Origin of the sequence: Actinomycetospora sp. CA-101289 (assembly GCF_050955895.1) — a bacterium.
In the GTDB taxonomy this organism is placed as follows: domain Bacteria; phylum Actinomycetota; class Actinomycetes; order Mycobacteriales; family Pseudonocardiaceae; genus Actinomycetospora.
In genome coordinates, this window is sequence record NZ_CP192093.1 from 4,310,924 (window position 1) to 4,331,062 (window position 20,139).

Sequence of the window (20,139 nt, forward strand, 5' to 3'; positions counted from 1 at the left end):
GGAGTCAGGGGGCTCCGCGGCCGATCGTCGTCGACGCCGGCACCACGACGTACTGGCGCAGGCAGAGGTCGGTGTAGACCACGGGGCCGCGGGGGCCCGGGACGTGGTCGACGTTGATGCCGGTCTCGGGGACGCGGCGCAGCTTGACCCCGTCGAGCAGGCGGGTGGTGGCGTTCCAGAACGCGCCGGTGCCCGCGTAGGTGTCGAGGAACTCGCGGGCGGAGGCCTCGTCGGCGGTGACGATCGCGGCGGCGAGGCCGGAGGTCTCGCGGTTGGCGATGGTCGCCGCGTCGCCCGGCCCGTCCGCGGGCGCCAGGGTCACCGTGCCCTCGTGCCCGTCGTCGAGCGCCCACTCGTGCCCCAGCGCGTGCTCGTGCGGGGGCAGCGAGGCCTTCAGCCCGTGCGTGTCGAGGAGCTCGACGAGGCCCGGGACCAGGTCGTCCCACCGGTGGCGGTCGACGAGCAGGAGGTTGAGGCGGTTGCACACCCCGAGCCGGTCGAGCGACGAGGTGACCAGCGTGCGCGCCAGCTCGGCCGGCGCCGCGCGGTCGACGTAGAGCACGCCGCCGCCGTCGGCGTGGGCCAGCGTGCGCACCCCGTGCTGCGCGGCCTCCAGCCCGAGCGAGCGGGTGGTGTCGCCGGAACCCCGCAGGATGACCAGCGGGATCAGCCCGGGCCGGCGCACCAGCTCCACCGCGCACTCGCGCCGCGGGTCGGTGACGAGCACGACCGCGTCGGGGTCGAGGCCGGCCCCGGCGAGCGCGGGCGCGACGACGGCCTCCATCAGCGCCGTCGCCGAGGCGAGCGCGGCGCCGCCGGTGCGGAGCACGCCGGCGTTGCGCGACTTGATCAGCTGCGAGGCGACGTCGACCACGACGTTGGGCCGGGCCTCGAAGTTCGCGCCGATGACGCCGACCGGCCGGCGGCGCTCGATGAGGCGCAGGCCGTCGGGGCGCTCCTCGAGCACCGTGTCGGTGGGCGGCGACGGGACGTCGGCGAGGTCGAGCAGCGACTCGGCCATCGCGTCCAGCCGCGCGCGGTCGAGCCGGAGGCGGTCGAGGAGGGCGCCGGTGGTGCCCGCCCGCTCGGCCGCCTCGACGTCGGCGGCGTTGGCGATCAGCACCGTGTCCGCGGTCTCGGCGAGCAGCGCCGCCATCCCGCGCAGCGCGGCGGACACCTCGTGGTCCGCGGCCGCGGCCATCCGCGGCGCCGCCGCGGCGGCACGGCGTCCGCAGTCGGTGACGATCGTCGCGGGGTCGGTGACGAGGGGGGTGGCGGTCACGGGGAGCTCACCTCGGCGGGGACGGGGTCGGGCGCGGGCGGGGTCACGACGGGCACCAGGTCGTCGGCGTGCACGACCTCGCGGCGCTGCTCGGGCGCGAGGTCGTCGCTGGAGCGCCCGGAGATCTCCGGCAGCTCCTCGGCGTCGAAGCCGACGACCCCGCGGGCGACGACGTCCCCGCGCGGGTCGACGAGGTCGACGACGTCGCCGGACTCGAAGTCGCCGTCGGAGCCGGTGATGCCGGCGGCGAGCAGCGAGCGCCGGCGGCCGACGACGGCGCGGACGGCGCCGGCGTCGAGGTGCAGGCGCCCGCGCGTGCCGGCCATGTGGCGCAGCCAGAACCGGCGCGCCGACATCCGGGGGCCCTGCGGGGCGAAGACGGTGCCGACCTGAGCGCCGTCGAGGGCCTCCCGCGCCTGTGCCGCCGCGGCGACCAGCACGGGCACCCCGGCGCCGCTGGCCAGCTCGGCGGCGGCGAGCTTGGAGGCCATGCCCCCGGTGCCCAGCGAGGAGGGCCGGCCGACGCGTACGCCGGCGAGGTCGGCACCGCCGGTCACCTCGCGGACCAGCGCGGCGCCGGGGGCGCGCGGGTCGGCGTCGTAGACCCCGTCGACGTCGCTGAGCAGCACGAGCGCGTCGGCGGAGATCACGTGGGCGACGAGCGCGGCGAGCCGGTCGTTGTCGCCGAAGCGGATCTCGTCGGTGGCCACCGTGTCGTTCTCGTTGACCACCGGCACGACGCCCAGCCCGAGCAGGCGCTCGAAGGTGCGGCGCGCGTTGCGGTAGGGCCCGCGGCGCACGACGTCGTGGGAGGTCAGCAGGACCTGGCCGACCGTGCGGCCGTGGCGGGCGAAGGCGTCGGCGTAGGCGCGCGTGAGGTGCAGCTGCCCGACGCTCGCCGCGGCCTGCTGCGTCGCGAGGTCACGGGGCCGGCGCGGCAGCCCCAGCGGTCGCAGCCCCGCGGCGATCGCGCCGGACGACACGAGCACCACCTGCGTGGCCCCCGACCGGGCGGCCACGGCGTCGACGAGCGCGTCGAGCCGGGACACGTCCAGGCCGCCGTCGACACTGGTCAGCGACGACGACCCGACCTTGACCACCAGCCGCCGCGCCCCGGCGACGGCCTCGCGGGCGCTCACGCCGGGTCCCGGGGGACGTCCTCGTACTCCTCGTGCCAGGGCGCGACACCCAGCTCGTCGTCGCTGCGGTGGCGCCGGCGCTCGTCGCGGAGGGCCCGGCGCTCGGACGCCGAGATGCGGTCGACGCGGTCGTGGCCCTCGAGGCGCGGGTCGGTGCCGCGGTTGCCGCGCATCGCCGCGACGCCCGCGGGGGTCGAGGGCTCCCAGTCGAAGGTGTTGATGCCGATGGTCACCATGTCGCCGGGCACCGCGCCGGCGTCGGCGAGGGCCTCCTCGACGCCGAGGCGGGCGAGCCGGTCGGCCAGGTAGCCGACGGCCTCGTCGTTCGTGAAGTCGGTCTGGCGCACCCAGCGCTCGGGCTTCTCGCCCTTGACCAGGAACCCTTCCTCGGGATCGCGCTCGACGGTGAAGCCGGTGTCGTCGACGGCGGTCGGGCGCAGCACCACGCGCGGCGCGGTCGACGGCGGCGCGGTGGCGCGGGCCTCGTCGACGACGGCGGCCATGACGTAGCCCAGCTCCTGGAGCCCGGCGTGCGACGCCGTCGAGATCTCCACGACCGGCCAGCCGAAGGTCGCGACGTCGCCGCGGACCATCTCGGCGAGCTCGGCGGCGTCCGGGACGTCCATCTTGTTGAGCGCGACGATGCGCGGCCGGGCGGCGAGGTCGGTGCCGAGCGCGGGCGTGTAGGCCGCGAGCTCGGCCTCGAGCGCGCGGATGTCCGACACGGGGTCGCGCTCGGGCTCGAAGGTCGCGCAGTCGACGACGTGCACCAGCACCGAGCAGCGCTCGATGTGGCGCAGGAAGTCCAGGCCGAGGCCCTTGCCGGCGCTGGCGCCGGGGATGAGGCCGGGCACGTCGGCGACCGTGAAGGTCGACCCGCCCGCCGACACGACGCCGAGGTTGGGCGCGAGGGTGGTGAAGGGGTACTCGGCGATCTTGGGCTTGGCGGCGCTGATGGCGCTGACCAGCGAGGACTTGCCTGCGCTGGGGTAGCCGACCAGCCCGACGTCGGCCATCGACCGCAGCTCGAGCACGAGGTCGCGCTGCTCCCCCGGCTCGCCGAGCAGGGCGAACCCCGGGGCCTTGCGTGACGGGCCGGCCAGCGCGGCGTTCCCCAGCCCGCCACGCCCGCCACGGGCGGCGACGAAGCGCGTGCCCACGCCCGTGAGGTCGTGGAGGACCTCGCCGTCGGCGTCGAGCACCACCGTGCCCTCGGGCACCGCGAGCTCGATGTCCTCGGCGTTGGCCCCGTTGCGGAAGCTGCCCATGCCCGGGCGCCCGCTGCCGGCCACCGCGTGCGGGCGGTGGTGGAAGTCGAGGAGCGTGTGCACGCCCGGGTCGACGACGAGGACGACGTCGCCGCCCCGGCCGCCGTTGCCGCCGTCCGGCCCGCCGAGGGGCACGAACTTCTCGCGGCGGATCGACGCGCAGCCGTGCCCGCCCGCACCCGCCGTGACGTGCAGCGTCACGTGGTCGACGAAGCGGGCCATCGCGCGGGTCCTTCCTGGGGGACGAACGAAAGGGGTGGGCCCGGACCCCGGACCCACCCCTGACGGTACTGACGAACGGTTCAGGCGGAGACGGTCTCCTCCGCCGGGATGACGCTGACGTTCTTGCGGCCGCGGCGCGTCCCGAAGGTCACGGCGCCCGGCACGAGGGCGAACAACGTGTCGTCGCCGCCGCGGCCGACACCGGTGCCCGGGTGGAACTTGGTGCCGCGCTGGCGGATGAGGATCTCACCGGCCTTGACGATCTGGCCGCCGTAGCGCTTGACCCCGAGGTACTGCGCGTTCGAGTCGCGACCGTTGCGGGAGCTGGATGCACCCTTCTTGTGAGCCATGGCTGCTCCCCTTACTTCGAGATGTCGGTGACCTCGAGGCGGCTGTAGCGCTGGCGATGGCCGACGCGCCGCTTGTACCCGGTCTTGTTCTTGTACTTCAGGATCTTGATCTTCGGGCCCTTGTGCTCGCCGACGATGCTCCCGGAGATGGAGACCTTCTCCAGGTCGGACGCCGAGCTGAGCACGGTGCCGCCGTCGACGACGAGCACGGGCTGCAGGTCGACGGTGTCACCGTCGAGGAGCTCCACGTCGATGACGTCGCCGACCGCGACCTTGTACTGCTTGCCGCCGGTCTTCACGATCGCGTACATCTTCCGCGGGACTCCTGTCTGGCTGCGGGCTGTCTGGCTTCGGCGCGGCCCGTGCGGAACAGGCCCGGCGCTGGTGCCGCGGGCAGAGGCAGGACCTCACCCGGCGGGCACCGACGTCCAAGAGTACCCGTCCGCGGCCCGCGGCCCGCACCCCGGGGGGCGGGCCACGGCGGCCGGCGGACGGGACGTGCTCAGGCGCCGTCGACGGGAGGGCCCGCCGGACGGGAGGCCGCACGGCGCCGCCGCGGACGCCCCGCCCCGCTCGGCGGCGCGGCCTTCTCCGGCAGCGGCTCCTGGGGGTCGTCCCCGCTGCCCGCCGGGGTGACGAGCGCGGGGTCGGCGCCGTGGCCGTCGCCGTTGCCGGCCGCGGCCCCGATCGCCCCGGTGATGCGCGGGGGCGAGGACGCCGCGGGCTGCTCCGCGGCGGCCTCGGCGACGGGCACGTGCTCGGCGAGGTCGGTCTCCAGGGCCACCTCGGCCTCGACGGCCTCGCGGATGGCCTCCTCGACCTCCTCGACCTCGTCCGTCTCCTCGTCGGTGTCCTCGACGCCGGCGGCGACGGTGGCACCCGGGGTGGCGGCGGCCTCGGCGGCCTCGGCCGCGTCGGGCTCGCCGCCAGGGGCGTCGGTGGCGTCGGTGGCGCTGGCGGGGGTGTCCTCGGTCGTGCCCGGGCTCGCGTCGGTCAGCCCGGCCTCCAGGGCCACCTCGGACTCGGTGGCGCCGGCGACCGACGTCTCCGCCTGCTCCGGCGAGGTCGCGGTGCCCGAGTCGGGGCTCTCGGCGTCATCGACGGCGTCGGCGTCCGCCGTGCCCTCCTCGGTCACGGTGCCGGTGAGGCCGCTGGCCGCGGCGACCGTGGCGGGCGAGGCGCTGTCCGAGCCGCCGCCGCGCCGGCCACGCCGGCCGCGCCGGCCGGAACCGCCCGCGCCGGAGGCCGCCGAGCCGTTGCCCGACCCATTGCCCGACCCGTTCCCGGAGCCGCCCCCGGACCCGTTCGACGAGCCCGACCCGGCGGCCGCGCCGTTCGACGAGCCACCGCCCGCGCCGTTCGACGAGCCCTGGTCGGGCCCGGCGACGGGGTCGGTGTGGACGATGACGCCCCGGCCCCGGCAGTGCTCGCAGGTGGTCGAGAACTCGTCGAGCAGACCCTGCCCCACGCGCTTGCGCGTCATCTGCACCAGGCCGAGCGAGGTGACCTCGGAGACCTGGTGGCGCGTGCGGTCCCGGCCGAGGCACTCGGTGAGGCGGCGCAGCACGAGGTCGCGGTTCGACTCCAGCACCATGTCGATGAAGTCGATGACGATCATGCCGCCGATGTCGCGCAGCCGGAGCTGGCGCACGATCTCCTCGGCGGCCTCGAGGTTGTTGCGGGTGACCGTCTCCTCGAGGTTGCCCCCGGAGCCGGTGAACTTGCCGGTGTTGACGTCGACGACCGTCATGGCCTCGGTCCGGTCGATCACCAGCGTGCCGCCCGAGGGCAGCCACACCTTGCGGTCGAGGGCCTTGATCAGCTGCTCGTCGATCCTGTGCGCGGTGAAGACGTCCTCCGGACCGGTGTGGCGGGTCAGGCGACCCGCGAGCTCCGGGGCGACGTGCGACACGTAGCCCTCGAGGGTCTCCCACGCCCGCTCGCCGGAGACGACGAGCGAGGAGAAGTCCTCGTTGAACATGTCGCGCACGACACGGATGAGGAGATCGGGCTCCTCGTAGACGAGCGTCGGGCCCTTCGAGCCCTTGCCGTCCTTGGCGGTCTTCTCGATGACCTCCCACTGCGCGGTGAGCCGGCGGACGTCGCGCTCCAGCTCGTCCTCGCTGACGCCCTCGGCGGCGGTGCGGATGATCACGCCCGACTCGTCGGGGACGATCCGCTTGAGGATCTCCTTGAGGCGCTTGCGCTCGGTGTCGGGCAGCTTGCGGCTGATGCCGGTGGCGCCACCCGCGGGCACGAACACCAGGAAGCGGCCGGGCAGGCTGATCTGGGTGGTCAGCCGGGCGCCCTTGTGCCCCACCGGGTCCTTCGTGACCTGCACGAGCACCTGGTCGCCGGTGGAGAGCGCCTGCTCGATCTTGCGCTGCTTGCCCTCGAGGCCCGAGGCGTCCCAGTTGACCTCGCCCGCGTACAGCACGGCGTTGCGCCCGCGGCCGATGTCGACGAACGCCGCCTCCATCGACGGGAGCACGTTCTGCACCCGGCCGAGGTAGACGTTGCCGACCATCGAGTTCTGGCCGTCGCCGGCGACGAAGTGCTCGACGAGGACGCCGTCCTCCAGCACCCCGATCTGGCTGCGGCCGGCCTGCTGGCGGACGACCATCGTGCGCTCGACGGCCTCGCGGCGGGCCAGGAACTCCGACTCCGACAGGATCGCCGGACGCCGGCGCCCGGACTCGCGCCCGTCGCGGCGCCGCTGGCGCTTGGCCTCCAGGCGCGTGGAGCCCTTGACCCCGCGCACCTCGTCGTTCGACGACTTGCCGCCCTCGGGCCGCTCGACCCGGTCGCGCACGTGGACGACCGTGTTCGGCGGGTCCGGCTGCTCCTCGCCGTCGGCGTCGTCGCCCTCGGAGGAGCGCCGCCGACGCCGGCGCCGCCGACGCGAGCCCCCGGAGGAGTCGTCGCCCGAGTCGCCCTCGTCGGAGCTCTCGGTGTCGTCCGTGCTCTCGTCGTCGGAGCCCTCGTCGGAGCCCTCGGTGCCGCCCGCGTCGCTCCCGGCATCGGTGCCGGACTCGTCGGTGCCGTCCTCGGAGCCCTCGGCGTCGTCGCTGCCGCCCCGGCCACGGCCCCGCCCGCGGCGACCGCGACGCCGGCGGCGACGGCCGCCCTCGTCGTCGTCACCGTCGTCGGTGTCGGGCCCGGTCGAGGACGAGGTGTCCTCGGTCTCGGCGGTGTCGTCGGCCGGCGTGCCGCCGCTCGCGTCGTCGTCCTCCGACGCCGCGGGGGTGGGCTCGCCGGTGGTCTCGGTCTCGGGGGTCTCGCCCGGGGTGACGACCCCGGTGGACCGGCTGCCGCGGCGGCGCCGCGACCGCGCCGGGGCCGCGGGGGCGTCGGCGTCGCTCGGCGCCAGGCCGGGCGCGAGGAACATCGGCGCGGCGAAGACCGGCGCGGACGACGGCGCCGCGGGGGTGGACGCGCCCGGCGGCGGCAGCAGCGTCGTGGCGGTGTCGCCGTCGGTGTCCGCGGGCGCGACGTCGGACTCGGTGTCCAGCTCGGCCGGGGCCGACACGCCCCCGTGGCTCTCGGCGATCGGCGAGGCGCCGATCGCCGTGAGGTCCGCGGAGGGGAACACGTCGTCGACCACCCGGGCCACGACGTCGCGGTCGACGCTGGACTGTGCACTGCGCGCCCCCACCCCGAGCCGGGCCAGGACGGCCAGCAGCTCACGGCTCGAGGTGCCCACCACACGTGCCAGCGCGTGGACGCGCACCTTGTCCGGGAGCGCGGCCAGGGCCTGCTCGTCGGGGCGTCCGGGTGCGACGGAGCCCCCTGCGGCGGAGTTCCCGCCGGAGGGGGTGTCGGTCTCGGTCATCCATCTCCTCCGTCCCCGGGCGCGACCCTGGGGTCGCGGCCACACGGGGACCTCGCGTGGTCTCGCCGAGGCGGCCGTTCGGGGAACGACCGCCGACTGCGGCACGAGCGGCGGTGTCGGGCCGGTGGGCCCGGGAGCCGTCGTCCGTGCGGTGCGGCGACGTGGAAGCACCGAGGCCGATCGTCCGCTCGCGGCTACGCGGTGGGTGCCGCGCGGTCCGCCGCGAACGGGTCGATCAGCTCCCCGCGCTCGTCGAGCCGACCCTGGGCTCGTCGGGTGGCCCTGGCGGGCTCCGGGAACTCGAGGCCGGCGACGGCGCGGAGTGCACCGCACACATCGTCGGGTCGTGCGGCCGGCGTGGTGTGCCGTACGACCGCCATCAGTCTCCCACACGTCGCCGCTCGTGCACGGTCCTCCCGGTCCGTGCCGTTCGGTTCCCCCGTCCGGGTGAGCGTCAGCCCCAGTTCGGCGACGGACGCTCGCACGTCGAGGGGACGGGGACCGTTCTTGGTGAGGCGCTCCACCGTCACCTCCCCGGCGGCCAGGAACGCCGCGACCGCGGGGGCGAGCTGCTCGTCGCCCACGCCCGGCGTCTCGATGTGCCACCAGCTGGTGTCGATCCGGTCGGCGAGCGCGCCCGGGCCCGCCCGGACGACCTCGACCACCGCGAGACCGTCGGGCAGCACCGCGTCGACCTCCCGGGCGACCGCGGCCGGGTCGAGCTCCTCGGTGACGCCGATCTCGAGGTACTCGGCCTCGCTCGCCGCGCCCGTCGGGGCGGCGCCGATCCACGAGAGCTTCGGGTGCGGGCTGAAGCCGTGCGACAGGGCCACCGGGACGCCCGCGCGGCGCAGCGTCCACTCCATGGTGCGGGCGATGTCGCGGTGCGAACTGAAGCGCGCGCGACCCCGCTTGGCGTAGCGCATGCGCAGCTTGGCCACCGTGGGCGCCGACGGGTGCGGCGCCTCCCCGGCCTTCGCCGCCGCTCGGGAGCCCATCAGCCTCTCCCTCCCGGTCCGCCCGCCGTGGGCAGGACCACGATGTCGTCGCCGGCCGGGCTGAACCCGGCCGCCCGGTAGAACGCCGCGCCCGCCGGCGACGGGCGCAGCACGAGCCGCGCGAGCCCCCGGTCGCGGGCGTGGGCGACCGCGGCGCCGAGCAGCCGCCGCGGCACGCCCCGGGGCGCGGCGCCCAGGGCGACGAGGCTGCCGACGTACCCCCACCGCTCCCCCGGCCGCCCCGGGGCGGGCATCGCCGCGACCTCGGCGACGTCCAGCGAACCGACCACCCGCCACTCGTCGGGCGAGGAGCGCACCTCCGCCACCCACACCGCGTGGTGCGAGAGCTCCGCGCGCCACCACGTCGCGAACCCGTGCTCGAAGCCCGGGTCGCTCCCCGGCCGCACGCGCCCGCGCTGCTCCACCCAGGCGCGGCGCAGCGCGGCGACGGCGTCGCCGTCCGGGGCGCCCGCCCGGCGGACGCGGACCTCCGGCGCGTCGGCCGACGGGTCGTCCGTCGTCACGGTCAGGCGCCGGGGTCGGCGGCGAACGCGGGGTTGCGCACCGGCGTGGACGTGCGGTGCCCGACGGGCGTGATCGGCAGCGAGGGACGCCCCGGGGGCGCCATCTGGATCTCGGTGCCCATCGTCGGGCACACGCCGCAGTCGAAGCAGGGCGTCCAGCGGCAGTCGTCCTGCTCCTGCGAGGCCAGCGCGTCCTGCCAGTCGTCCCAGAGCCAGCCGCGGTCGAGCCCCGAGTCCAGGTGGTCCCAGGGCAGGATCTCGTGCTCGTCGCGGTCGCGGGTGGTGAACCACGCGACGTCGACGCCGTCGAGCGCCGCCTCCGCCGCGCCCATCCAGCGCTCGTAGGAGAAGTGCTCGCTCCAGCCGTCGAACTGCTGGCCGTCGCGCCAGGCGCGCTCGATGACCCGCCCGACGCGGCGGTCGCCGCGGCTGAGCAGTCCCTCGACCAGGCTGGGCTGGCCGTCGTGGTAGCGCAGGCCGATGTTGCGGCCCAGGCTCCGGTCGGAGTTGATGGCCTCGCGCAGCTTGCGCAGCCGCCCGTCCACCACCTCGGGCGCGGCCTGGCCTGCCCACTGGAACGGGGTGTGCGGCTTGGGCACGAACGCGCCGATCGACACCGTCGTGCGGATGTCCCCGCGGCCCGCGGCCTTGCGCCCGGCGCGGATCACCTCGTGGGCCATGGACGCGATCTGCAGCACGTCCTCGTCGGTCTCGGTGGGCAGACCGCACATGAAGTACAGCTTCACCTGCCGCCAGCCGTGCTCGTAGGCGGTGGAGACGGTGGCGATGAGCTCCTCCTCGGAGACCATCTTGTTGATCACCCGCCGCAGCCGCTCCGAGCCGCCCTCGGGCGCGAACGTCAGGCCCGAGCGCCGCCCGCTGCGGGTCAGCTCCTCGGCCAGGGTCACGTTGAACGCGTCGACGCGGGTGCTCGGCAGGCTCAGGCCGGTGCCGGTGCCCTCGTAGCGGTCGGCGAGGCCCTTGGCGATCTCGCCGATCCCCGAGTGGTCGGCGCTCGAGAGCGACAGCAGGCCGACCTCGTCGTACCCGGACGCCTTGAGCCCCTGCTCGACCATCTCGCCGACGCCCTGCGGCGACCGCTCGCGCACCGGTCGCGTGATCATGCCGGCCTGGCAGAAGCGGCACCCACGGGTGCAGCCGCGGAAGATCTCGACGCTCATGCGCTCGTGGACGGTCTCGGCCATCGGGACGAGCGGGGCCTTCGGGTAGGGCCAGTCGTCGAGGTCCGAGGTGGTGCGCTTGTGGACCCGCGCCGGGGCCGCGTCGCTGGTGGGCGTGACGGCGGCGATCGCCCCGTCCGCGCCGTAGCTGACCTCGTAGAGGCCCGGGACGTAGACGCCGGGCACGGCGGCCAGGCGCTCGAGGGTCTCGCGGCGGCTCAGCCCCGCGGCCTTCGCCGCCCCGACGACGTCGGTGATCTCCCCGACGACCTCCTCGCCGTCGCCCAGGGCGACGAGGTCCACGAAGTCGGCGATCGGCTCCGGGTTGAACGCCGCGTGCCCGCCGGCGAGCACGAGCGGGTGGCTCGTGTCGCGGGCGGCGGCGTGCAGCGGGACGCCCGCCAGGTCGAGGATCGACAGCAGGTTCGTGTAGCCCAGCTCGGTGGCGAACGAGACGCCGAGCACGTCGAAGGCGCCCACGGGCCGGTGCCCGTCGACCGTGAACTGCGGGACCCCGTGCTCGCGCATGAGGGCCGCGAGGTCCGGCCACACGGCGTACGTGCGCTCGGCGAGCGCGTCCGGGCGCTCGTTGAGGACCTCGTAGAGGATCATCAGGCCCTGGTTGGGCAGCCCGACCTCGTAGGCGTCGGGGTAGCACAGCGCCCAGTGGACCGGCACCGAGTCCCACGGCTTGGTCCCCGCGTTGCGCTCGCCGCCGACGTACTGCACCGGCTTGCGGACCCGGGGCAGCAACGGCTCCAGCTGCTCGAACACGGAATCGACCACGGAGTCAGGGTAACGACCGCCCGCCACCGTCACGTCCTCGCGCCCGGCCGGGGTCGGGACACGACGATCTGGGCGATGGCCACGGCGAGGACGGCGATGGTCAGCAGCCGTTCCGCGTTGGGCAGCGGGCGGAACCAGCCGTAGACCTGGGTGGCCACGGCGAACAGCTGCGCGCCCAGGGGCAGGGCGATCGCGGGCCAGCCGGTGATCTCCCGCGACGCGCGGGCGCCCGCGGGCAGGCGGGTGGACCCGACCGCGAAGGCGAGGGCCCCCGCGCTCCACAGGAAGTCGTACGGCCCGTCGTGGGACACCACGTCGGCGATGGTGAGGCTGTAGGCGGAGTCGGCGACGGTCAGGCAGACGAGGCCGGCGCCGACCCACGGCCAGCTGCCGACCAGCCGCCACGACATCAGCGGGAGGGTGCCGAGCAGCGCGCCGAGGAGCAGCACGTCACCGAGGGGGTACGCGACGGTGACGAACTGGCCGAGGGGGTCGAGGGGCGCGGTCGCCAGCACCGGCTCGATCACGAGGACCACGCCCGGGGTGGCCACGACGAGGACCAGGACGAGCCCGTCGAGCCACCGGTGCCAGGGGACGTCGAGCACCCGGGCCCGGACCATGAACACGAGGCCCGCCATGAACAGCGGGTAGGTGGCGAGGTACAGGGCGTCGGTGGGGTTCGGCGTGGGCACGTCGCCGCCGCCGCCGTACAGCACTCCCCAGGCGATCTCCCCGGCCGCGAACAGCAGCAGCGCGAGGGCGAAGCAGCACCACGCCGCGCGGGCCGGGCCCGGTCGCCGGGCGCGGGCACCCCACGCGCACAGCGCGCTCGAGGCGAGGATGAGCGCGGAGTGCAGCCCGTCGTCGATGACCGGGTGGTCGGCCGTGTGGGCGCCGGCCCCGAGCTGGTGGCCGGCCTCCACGGCGAGCCCGACCAGCAGCACCGCGGCGAGCACACGCCGTGCGGTCCGGCCCCGGGCCGGCGCGCCGCGCGGGTGCGCCGCCCCGGGGTGGGACATGGGGCGACTGTAGGAGTGCCGGGCGCCCCCGTCACTCCCCGCCGCGGCTCAGCCGAACCAGAGCTTGATCTCGCGGTCGGCGGACTCGGTCGAGTCCGAGCCGTGGACGATGTTCGAGCCCGTCTCGAGGGCGAGGTCGCCGCGGATCGAGCCGGGGACGGCCTTCTCGACGGGGTCGGTGCCGCCGGCGATCTGGCGGAACGCGGCGATGGCGCGCGGGCCCTCGACCACCATGGCCGCGACGGGCGCCGAGGTGATGAAGGAGATCAGCTCCTCGTAGAAGCCCTTGCCCTCGTGCTCGGCGTAGTGCTGCTCGGCGAGCGACCGGTCGACGGTCTTGAGCTCCAGCGACGCGAGGCGCAGGCCCTTGCGCTCGATGCGCGACACGACCTCGCCGATGAGACCGCGCTGCACGCCGTCGGGCTTGACCAGCACCAGGGTGCGCTCGTCCACGTCATTCCCCTCAGAGTCGACCGTCTGTCGCCGGGGAGCCTAACGAGGCCGCTCAGCCCCCCTGGTCGGCCCATCGCGCGTGGCGCCGCAGCACCTCGTGGCGCATCCACAGCATCCCCGCCCACACGAGGCAGAAGACCAGCCCGAGGATGCCCAGCGCCGGCGAGACGACCCACCCGAGCAGCATCAGCACCTGCAGGCCCAGGGCCAGCGGCAGGCCCCACGGCCGCGAGAAGGTCGCGATGGCGACGATCATCCCGACGGTCAGGACGACCACCCAGGCGATCTTGACCGGGGTCAGCCCGCCCTCGGTCTTGTCCATGACGAGCAGGGCCAGCGGGACGATGACGACCTCGAGGCTCAGGGCGGCGCTCGCCGGCCCCCGGAACGCCCGCGCGGCCTCGGCTCCCGTCGAGCTCACGCCGGCTCCCTCCCCAACAGCGTGCGGGCCTCGCCGGCGGCGACCACCGAGCCGACGACGAGCACGCCGGCGCCCGCGACCGGGGTCTCGGCGTCGTCGGTCTCCTCCGCCAGCCCGATCGCGGTCTCCAGCGCGGCGTCCATGCGCGTCTCGACGACCACGCGGTCGGCGCCGAAGAACCCGACGGCGAGGCTGCCGAGCTCGTCGGCGTCCATCGCCCGCGGGGACGACACCGCGGTGATCACGACCTCGTCGAGCACCGGCTCGAGCGCGGACAGGATGCCCTCGGCGTCCTTGTCGCCGAGGATCGCGACCACGCCGATCAGGCGGCGGAACGAGAACTCGTCGCGCACCGCCTTCGCGGCGGCGCGGGCCCCGTGCGGGTTGTGCGCGGCGTCGACGACGACGGTCGGGGCCACACGCAGGCGCTCGAGGCGCCCGGGCACGCGCACCGAGGCGAAGGCGTCGCGGACGGCGTCGATGTCGAGCTTGCGCGACGCGCCGGCCCCGAAGAACGCCTCGACGCTCGCGAGCGCCAGCGACGCGTTCGCCGCCTGGTGCTCGCCGAACAGCGGCAGGTAGACGTCGTCGTACTCGCCGCCGAGGCCCTGCAGGCGCAGGTGCTGGCCGCCGACGGCGACCTCGCGGGCGAGCACCCCGAACTCCATCCCGGACCGCGCGACCTCGGCGCCGACCGACACCGCGCGCTCGAGCAGCACCGACGCCGCCGCGGGGTCCTGCTGCGCCATGAGCGCGACCGACCCCTCCTTGATGATCCCGGCCTTCTCCGCCGCGATCCCACCGAGCTCGGGGCCCAGGTAGTTCACGTGGTCGATGTCGACCGGCGTGATCGCGGCGACCACCCCGTCGGCGACGTTGGTGGCGTCCCAGCTCCCGCCGAGACCGACCTCGAGCACCGCGACGTCGACCGGGGCGTCGGCGAAGGCGGCGAACGCCATGCCGGTGAGCACCTCGAACTTCGAGAGCTTCGGCCCGTCACCCTGCGCCCGGTCGACGATCCCGAGGTACGGGGCCAGCTCGGTGTAGAGCTCGACGTAGCGCCGCGCGCTGATCGGCACGCCGTCGAGCGCGATGCGCTCGGTGGCCCGCTGCAGGTGCGGGCTCGTGTACCGCCCGGTGCGCGGGCCGATGCGCGTGAGCAGCGCGTCGATCATCCGCGTGACCGAGCTCTTGCCGTTGGTGCCCGCGACGTGGATCACCGGGTACGACCGCTGCGGGTCGCCCAGGACCTCGACGAGCGCCCGGATGCGGTCGAGCGACGGGGCGATGCGCGTCTCGGGCCACCGCTGGTCGAGCTCGGCCTCGACCGCGAACAGCGCCGCGAGCGACTCGGCGTCGTCGGCCTCGCGGCCCGGGGCGTCGTCGACCGGCCCCGTCGTCACGCCCTGGCTCAGGGCGTCGGCGAGGGCTCCCCCGCCGGGCCCGGAGCCCGTGTCGTCACCGCCGCCCGCCATCGCCAGGAGCTGGGCCAGCTCGTCGGCGTCGCCGTCGCCGGCCGCGTCCTGGTCGGCGTGGACGCTTCCCCATCGGTCGTCGCTGGTCATCGCCCTCGATGCTACGGCTGTGCACGCTCGCGGGCCCGTGCCGCCAGGTGCTCGGCCCACCCCTCGGCGAGCTCCCGCTCCCCCGGTCCCGACCCGGCCGCCCGGCCCGCGGCGAGCCCGAGCAGGTAGGCGGTGATCGGGGCCGCGGGACGGGCGACACCGTGGGCGACGTCGCGGGTCATGTCGAGGACGAGCGGCTGGACGACCTCGGGGTCGACCAGCTCGCCGAGCTCGTCGATGCCCAGCTCGCGGGCCACGTCGTCGATCCAGTCGGAGAGGGTGCTCACCCCTGACAGTCTCCTAGAAACGGGCCCCTAGAAGAGGGCGCCCACGTTCTGCAGCAGCGACCAGACGCCGTAGAGGAACGGGATCACGACCCACGCCCACACGAAGACGGTGAGCACGGTGCGGCCGGCGGTCATCGGGACACCTCCTGGTTGCGCTCCGACCCCGGGCCCCCGGACACGCCGGCGTCCTCGACGCCCCCGCGCTCGGAGTCGGCGACGAAGTGCTTCGGGTCGATCGGACGGATGAGCTCGTTGGCCACGAAGCCGACGGCCAGGAGCGCGATCATGATCGAGAAGGACACGGTGTACTTGGACGGGCCGGCGACGTCGCCCTGGGCCTCGACCACGGCGTTGACGATCAGCGGGCCGAGCACGCCGGCCGCGGACCACGCAGTGAGCAGGCGGCCGTGGATGGCGCCGACCTGGTAGGTGCCGAAGAGGTCCTTGAGGTACGCGGGCACCGTGGCGAACCCGGCGCCGTAGAACGAGAGGATCAGCATCGAGGCGATCAGGAAGATCACCTTGTTGCCCTCGCCGAACATGAGGATGACCAGGTAGAGCAGGGCGCCGACCCCGAGGTACATCCGGTAGATGTTCTTGCGGCCGATCACGTCGGAGGCCGACGACCACACGAAGCGCCCGAGCATGTTGGCCAGCGAGAGGATCGACACGAACGCCCCGGCGGCCGCGGCGATGACCGGTGCCGGGCCGCTGGTGGCGAAGAAGTCCTGGTAGATCGGCTGCGCCTTCTCCAGGATGCCGATGCCCGCGGTCACGTTGAAGCAGAGCACCACCCACAGCAGCCAGAACTGCGGCAGCTTGATGGCGGTCGCCGCCGACACCGCGGGGCCCGAGCCGGTGGCGCCGGGCGAGGCCTGCGGCGGGTTCGGGGGCTGCCAGTCGTCGGCCGGGACGCGGACCAGCAGCCAGCCGACCGACATGAAGATCGCGTAGCCGACGCCCATGACGAGGAACGTCTGGGACAGGCCGGCCGGGGTCGTCCCGAAGCCGGCGAGCAGCTGCTTCTCGATGGGCTGCGCGATGAGCGCGCCGCCGCCGAAGCCCATGATCGCGATGCCCGTGGCCATGCCCGGGCGGTCGGCGAACCACTTGATCAGCGTCGAGACCGGCGAGATGTAGCCGATGCCGAGCCCGATGCCGCCGACGAAGCCGTAGCCGACGACGACCAGCCAGAACTGGCCGACGGCGATGCCGGCCGCCGAGATGAGGAAGCCCGCCGAGAAGCAGACGGTGGACACGAACATCGCCCAGCGCGGGCCCCGCCGCTCGACCATCGTGCCGCCAAACGCGGCGGAGAGGCCGAGCATGACGATCGCGAGCTGGAACGGCAGGGCCGTCGCGGTGCCCGAGAGGCCCAGCCCCTGGCCCAGACCGGTCTTGAGCACGCTCCACGCGTACGCCTGCCCGATCGCGAGGTGGACCGCCAGCGCAGCGGGGGGAACGAGCCAGCGACTCCATCCTGGTGGTGCGACGATGGAGGAGCGATCGAAGAAGCCGCCGGCCATGGTTGGTCCCCTTTCGCCGCCACCGTCCGGTTGACCGCCCCGTACCCATGTGGGTGAACACCCACACACAGCGACCTCACACTGCGACCGAACGGAGCCCGCCCATGGGACGTGTGACGGTGCGACGCCCGGTGCTGCACATCGAGGACGGGCAGACCCGCCGGCGCCCCGACGCGCTGGCCGCCGAGGAGCCGCTGGAGATCCGGGTCGGTGGGCGCGCCCTAGCGGTGACCATGCGCACGCCCGGCCACGACGTCGAGCTCGCCCACGGCTTCCTGCTGACCGAGGGCGTCATCGGCGACCGCGAGGACGTCGCGACGGCCCGCTACTGCGACTCGGTCGACGACAGCGGTCGCAACACCTACAACGTCCTCGACGTCGCGCTGGCCCCCGGCGTCCCGCCGCCCGACGACTCGGTGGAGCGGCGCTTCTACACGACCTCGTCGTGCGGGGTGTGCGGCAAGGCCTCGCTGGACGCGGTGCGGACGAAGACCCGCTACGCCCCCGGCGACGACCCGGTGCGCGTGACGTCCGAGGTGCTCGTCGGCCTGCCCGACACGCTGCGCGCGGCGCAGGCGGTGTTCGAGACCACCGGCGGGCTGCACGCCGCCGGCCTCTTCCGTCCCGACGGCACGCTGATCGTGGCGCGCGAGGACGTCGGCCGGCACAACGCGGTGGACAAGGTGCTGGGCCACACCCTGCTCGCGGGCGGCGTCCCCGCGTCGGGCACCGTGCTCATGGTGTCGGGGCGGACGTCGTTCGAGCTCACCCAGAAGGCCGTGATGGCCGGGGTGCCGGTGCTCGCCGCCGTCTCGGCGCCGTCGTCGCTGGCGGTGGAGATGGCCCGCGAGACCGGGATGACCCTCGTGGGCTTCCTGCGCGGGCAGTCGATGAACGTCTACGCGGGCACCGAGCGGATCGTGACGGCCGACGCGCCCCTGGTCGGCGGCTGAGGCCGACCGTGCTCTCCCGCCGCCGGTTCCTCCTCGGCTCCGCGGGCGCCCTCGGTGTCGCGGGCGCGGTGGGGGTCGGTGGCCTGCTCGTGGGCCAGGACAGCCCGGCGCCGCCACCGCAGCGCATCCCCGACCCGCCGCGGCGTCCGAGCCCGACCGACGCGCTCAGCACGGTCGAGTGGGTCGACTCCCCCGCCCGCGGGCGCCGCGTCCGGCTCGTCACCGTCCTGCCGCCCGGCATCGACCGCACGCGCCTGCCGGTGTGCCTCGGCCTGCACGGTCTGCGCGGCAACGCCACCTGGTACGCCGAGCCCGGCAACCGCGGGATGCTCGGCGACGCGTGGGCGCGCGGGGTCCCGGCGTTCGCGATGGTCGCCGTCGACGGCGGCGACAACTACTGGCACCCCTACGCCCGCGGCGACGACCCGCTGCGCATGGTGCTCGACGAGCTCCCGGTCTGGCTGCGCGACCGCGGCCTCGCGACCGCGCCGGCCCGCGGCGACCTGCCCGGCGAACCGGCGCTGGCGACGGGCGTGTCCATGGGCGGGGCCGGGGCCATGCTCTACGCCCGCGAGCGGGCGCGCCGTCGGCGGCCCGTGCGTGCCGTCGCGGCCATCAGCCCGGGCCTGTTCACCGACTGGCGCGTCGCCGTGCGGCGGCCGTTCCGGGGGCAGGGTGACTGGGAGGCGAACGACCCGCTGCGCTTCCTCGGCGAGCTCGCCGGGGTGCCCACCGGCATCTGGTGCGGCGACCGCGACCCGTTCGTCGACGCCACCCGCCGGTACATCGCGCTGGCCCGCCCCGAGGTGGGCGCGATCAGCCCCGGGCGCCACGACGGCGTCTACTACGCCCGCGTGCTGCCCGACGTGATCGGGTTCCTCGGCCGCCACGCGCACGACCAGGTGGCCGGCGCGGGCGCCCGCCGCGCGGGCTGAGCGCCCGCGCGGGACCGGCTCAGGCCGACTTGTCCCGGCGCTCCCGGCGCGAGGGCTGGCGCGGGACGATCGTCGGGTTGACGTTCTCCTTGACCGTCTGCTCGGTCACCACGACCTTGGCCACGTCGTCGCGGCTCGGGATGTCGTACATGACCGGGTTGAGGACCTCTTCCATGATCGCGCGCAGGCCCCGGGCCCCGGTGCCGCGCAGGATCGCGAGGTCGGCGATGGCCTCGAGCGCCTCGGGGGCGAACTCGAGCTCGACGCCGTCCATCTCGAAGAGCTTCTGGTACTGCTTCACCAGCGCGTTGCGCGGCTCGGTGAGGATCTGGACGAGGCTCGGCTGGTCGAGGTTCGACACCGAGGCCACGATCGGCACGCGGCCGATGAACTCGGGGATCAGGCCGAACTTGATGAGGTCCTCGGGCAGCGTGTCGCCGAAGGACTCGGCCGACTCCATCTCCGCCTTCGAGCGGATGTCGGCGCCGAAGCCCAGCCCGCCCTTGCCGACGCGCTCGGCGATGATCTTCTCCAGACCCGCGAACGCCCCGGCCACGATGAACAGCACGTTCGTCGTGTCGATCTGGATGAACTCCTGGTGCGGGTGCTTGCGCCCGCCCTGCGGGGGCACCGACGCCGTCGTGCCCTCGAGGATCTTCAGGAGCGCCTGCTGCACGCCCTCGCCGGAGACGTCGCGCGTGATCGACGGGTTCTCCGACTTCCGCGCGATCTTGTCGACCTCGTCGATGTAGATGATGCCGGTCTCGGCGCGCTTGACGTCGTAGTCGGCGGCCTGGATCAGCTTCAACAGGATGTTCTCGACGTCCTCGCCGACGTAGCCCGCCTCGGTGAGCGCGGTGGCGTCGGCGATGGCGAAGGGCACGTTGAGCAGCTTGGCCAGGGTCTGCGCGAGGTAGGTCTTGCCGCAGCCGGTGGGGCCGAGCATGAGGATGTTGGACTTCGCCAGCTCGACGGTGTCGTCGCTGCGGCTGCCCTCGCGGTTCTTCTCGCCCGCCTGCACCCGCTTGTAGTGGTTGTAGACGGCGACGGAGAGCGTCTTCTTGGTGGCGTCCTGGCCGATCACGTACTGGTCGAGGAACTCGTGGATCTCGGTCGGCTTGGGCAGCTCGTCGAGCTTGACCTCACCGGCCTCGGCCAGCTCTTCCTCGATGATCTCGTTGCACAGGTCGATGCACTCATCGCAGATGTACACCCCGGGACCGGCGATGAGCTTCTTGACCTGCTTCTGGCTCTTTCCGCAGAAGGAGCACTTCAGCAGGTCCCCGCCGTCGCCGATGCGTGCCATCGCAGCAGACCTCGTGTCCCCTCCGGCGCACCGCGGTCGGTGCGCTCAACGTGATGACCGTACCCGTCCACCCCACCGAACGGGGAGGTTCG

Annotated in this window: 19 protein-coding genes; 2 read left to right on the forward strand and 17 right to left on the reverse strand. The window is 74.6% G+C overall.

From position 1 onward, the window contains the following. Positions 1-4: 4 nt before the first annotated feature. The 16 genes from ACQPX6_RS21540 to ACQPX6_RS21615 form a co-directional block, all read right to left on the reverse strand. The gene (locus ACQPX6_RS21540) at positions 5-1,282 is read right to left on the reverse strand and encodes an aldehyde dehydrogenase family protein (protein WP_433782463.1); all 1,278 of its coding nucleotides are present in this window, start codon (positions 1,280-1,282) and stop codon (positions 5-7) included. Further along, positions 1,279-2,421, reverse strand: coding sequence for a glutamate 5-kinase (gene proB, locus ACQPX6_RS21545; protein WP_433782464.1), 1,143 nt, complete (start codon positions 2,419-2,421; stop codon positions 1,279-1,281). The genes ACQPX6_RS21540 and proB overlap by 4 nt, the downstream gene beginning before the upstream one ends. Next, the gene (gene obgE / locus ACQPX6_RS21550) at positions 2,418-3,911 is read right to left on the reverse strand and encodes a GTPase ObgE (protein ID WP_433782465.1); all 1,494 of its coding nucleotides are present in this window, start codon (positions 3,909-3,911) and stop codon (positions 2,418-2,420) included. The genes proB and obgE overlap by 4 nt, the downstream gene beginning before the upstream one ends. Positions 3,912-3,991: 80 nt before the next feature. Further along, positions 3,992-4,261 carry a 50S ribosomal protein L27 gene (rpmA, locus tag ACQPX6_RS21555; protein ID WP_433782466.1) on the reverse strand — a complete coding sequence of 90 codons (270 nt, stop codon included), beginning with the start codon at positions 4,259-4,261 and terminating at the stop codon, positions 3,992-3,994. Between the two features lie 11 nt (positions 4,262-4,272). Continuing rightward, complete coding sequence (rplU, locus tag ACQPX6_RS21560; RefSeq protein ID WP_433782467.1) at positions 4,273-4,572, reverse strand: 50S ribosomal protein L21; 300 nt, start codon at positions 4,570-4,572, stop codon at positions 4,273-4,275. Between the two features lie 191 nt (positions 4,573-4,763). Then, positions 4,764-8,093 (reverse strand): translation initiation factor IF-2 N-terminal domain-containing protein, encoded by a 3,330-nt coding sequence (locus tag ACQPX6_RS21565; protein ID WP_433782468.1) that lies wholly within the window; start codon positions 8,091-8,093, stop codon positions 4,764-4,766. 194 nt (positions 8,094-8,287) lie between these two features. After that, positions 8,288-9,091 carry a TIGR03936 family radical SAM-associated protein gene (locus ACQPX6_RS21570; RefSeq protein WP_433782469.1) on the reverse strand — a complete coding sequence of 268 codons (804 nt, stop codon included), beginning with the start codon at positions 9,089-9,091 and terminating at the stop codon, positions 8,288-8,290. Next, positions 9,091-9,615 carry an N-acetyltransferase family protein gene (locus ACQPX6_RS21575; protein WP_433782470.1) on the reverse strand — a complete coding sequence of 175 codons (525 nt, stop codon included), beginning with the start codon at positions 9,613-9,615 and terminating at the stop codon, positions 9,091-9,093. The genes ACQPX6_RS21570 and ACQPX6_RS21575 overlap by 1 nt, the downstream gene beginning before the upstream one ends. A 2-nt stretch (positions 9,616-9,617) precedes the next feature. Continuing rightward, on the reverse strand, positions 9,618-11,582 hold the full coding sequence (locus ACQPX6_RS21580; RefSeq protein WP_433782471.1) for a TIGR03960 family B12-binding radical SAM protein: 1,965 nt from the start codon (positions 11,580-11,582) through the stop codon (positions 9,618-9,620). Between the two features lie 29 nt (positions 11,583-11,611). Continuing rightward, positions 11,612-12,601 carry a hypothetical protein gene (locus ACQPX6_RS21585; protein ID WP_433782472.1) on the reverse strand — a complete coding sequence of 330 codons (990 nt, stop codon included), beginning with the start codon at positions 12,599-12,601 and terminating at the stop codon, positions 11,612-11,614. A 48-nt stretch (positions 12,602-12,649) separates the two neighbouring features. Continuing rightward, the gene (gene ndk / locus ACQPX6_RS21590) at positions 12,650-13,054 is read right to left on the reverse strand and encodes a nucleoside-diphosphate kinase (protein WP_433782473.1); all 405 of its coding nucleotides are present in this window, start codon (positions 13,052-13,054) and stop codon (positions 12,650-12,652) included. Between the two features lie 52 nt (positions 13,055-13,106). Then, a complete protein-coding gene (locus ACQPX6_RS21595) occupies positions 13,107-13,475 on the reverse strand; it encodes a DUF4233 domain-containing protein (RefSeq protein WP_433782474.1) in 369 nt (122 codons plus the stop codon). Continuing rightward, entirely contained in the window at positions 13,472-15,040 is a 1,569-nt protein-coding gene (gene folC, locus ACQPX6_RS21600; RefSeq protein WP_433782475.1) for a bifunctional tetrahydrofolate synthase/dihydrofolate synthase, read from the reverse strand. Before folC ends, ACQPX6_RS21595 begins: the two co-directional genes overlap by 4 nt. Before the next feature lie 11 nt (positions 15,041-15,051). Then, positions 15,052-15,327: a DUF6457 domain-containing protein gene (locus ACQPX6_RS21605; RefSeq protein WP_433782476.1), complete on the reverse strand. Its 276-nt coding sequence runs from the start codon at positions 15,325-15,327 to the stop codon at positions 15,052-15,054. 27 nt (positions 15,328-15,354) lie between these two features. Next, positions 15,355-15,462, reverse strand: a complete 108-nt coding sequence (locus ACQPX6_RS21610; protein WP_433782477.1) for an MFS transporter small subunit — start codon at positions 15,460-15,462, stop codon at positions 15,355-15,357. Continuing rightward, complete coding sequence (locus tag ACQPX6_RS21615) at positions 15,459-16,853, reverse strand: OFA family MFS transporter (protein ID WP_433782478.1); 1,395 nt, start codon at positions 16,851-16,853, stop codon at positions 15,459-15,461. The genes ACQPX6_RS21610 and ACQPX6_RS21615 overlap by 4 nt, the downstream gene beginning before the upstream one ends. 104 nt (positions 16,854-16,957) lie before the next feature. On the opposite strand from ACQPX6_RS21615, the gene fdhD reads away from it, so the two are divergent. After that, positions 16,958-17,806 (forward strand): formate dehydrogenase accessory sulfurtransferase FdhD, encoded by an 849-nt coding sequence (gene fdhD, locus ACQPX6_RS21620; protein WP_433782479.1) that lies wholly within the window; start codon positions 16,958-16,960, stop codon positions 17,804-17,806. An 8-nt stretch (positions 17,807-17,814) separates the two neighbouring features. Further along, positions 17,815-18,741 (forward strand): alpha/beta hydrolase-fold protein, encoded by a 927-nt coding sequence (locus ACQPX6_RS21625; RefSeq protein WP_433782480.1) that lies wholly within the window; start codon positions 17,815-17,817, stop codon positions 18,739-18,741. A 19-nt stretch (positions 18,742-18,760) separates the two neighbouring features. On the opposite strand, the gene clpX is transcribed toward ACQPX6_RS21625, so the two are convergent. Then, complete coding sequence (gene clpX, locus ACQPX6_RS21630) at positions 18,761-20,047, reverse strand: ATP-dependent Clp protease ATP-binding subunit ClpX (protein WP_433782481.1); 1,287 nt, start codon at positions 20,045-20,047, stop codon at positions 18,761-18,763. Between the last annotated feature and the right edge of the window lie 92 nt (positions 20,048-20,139).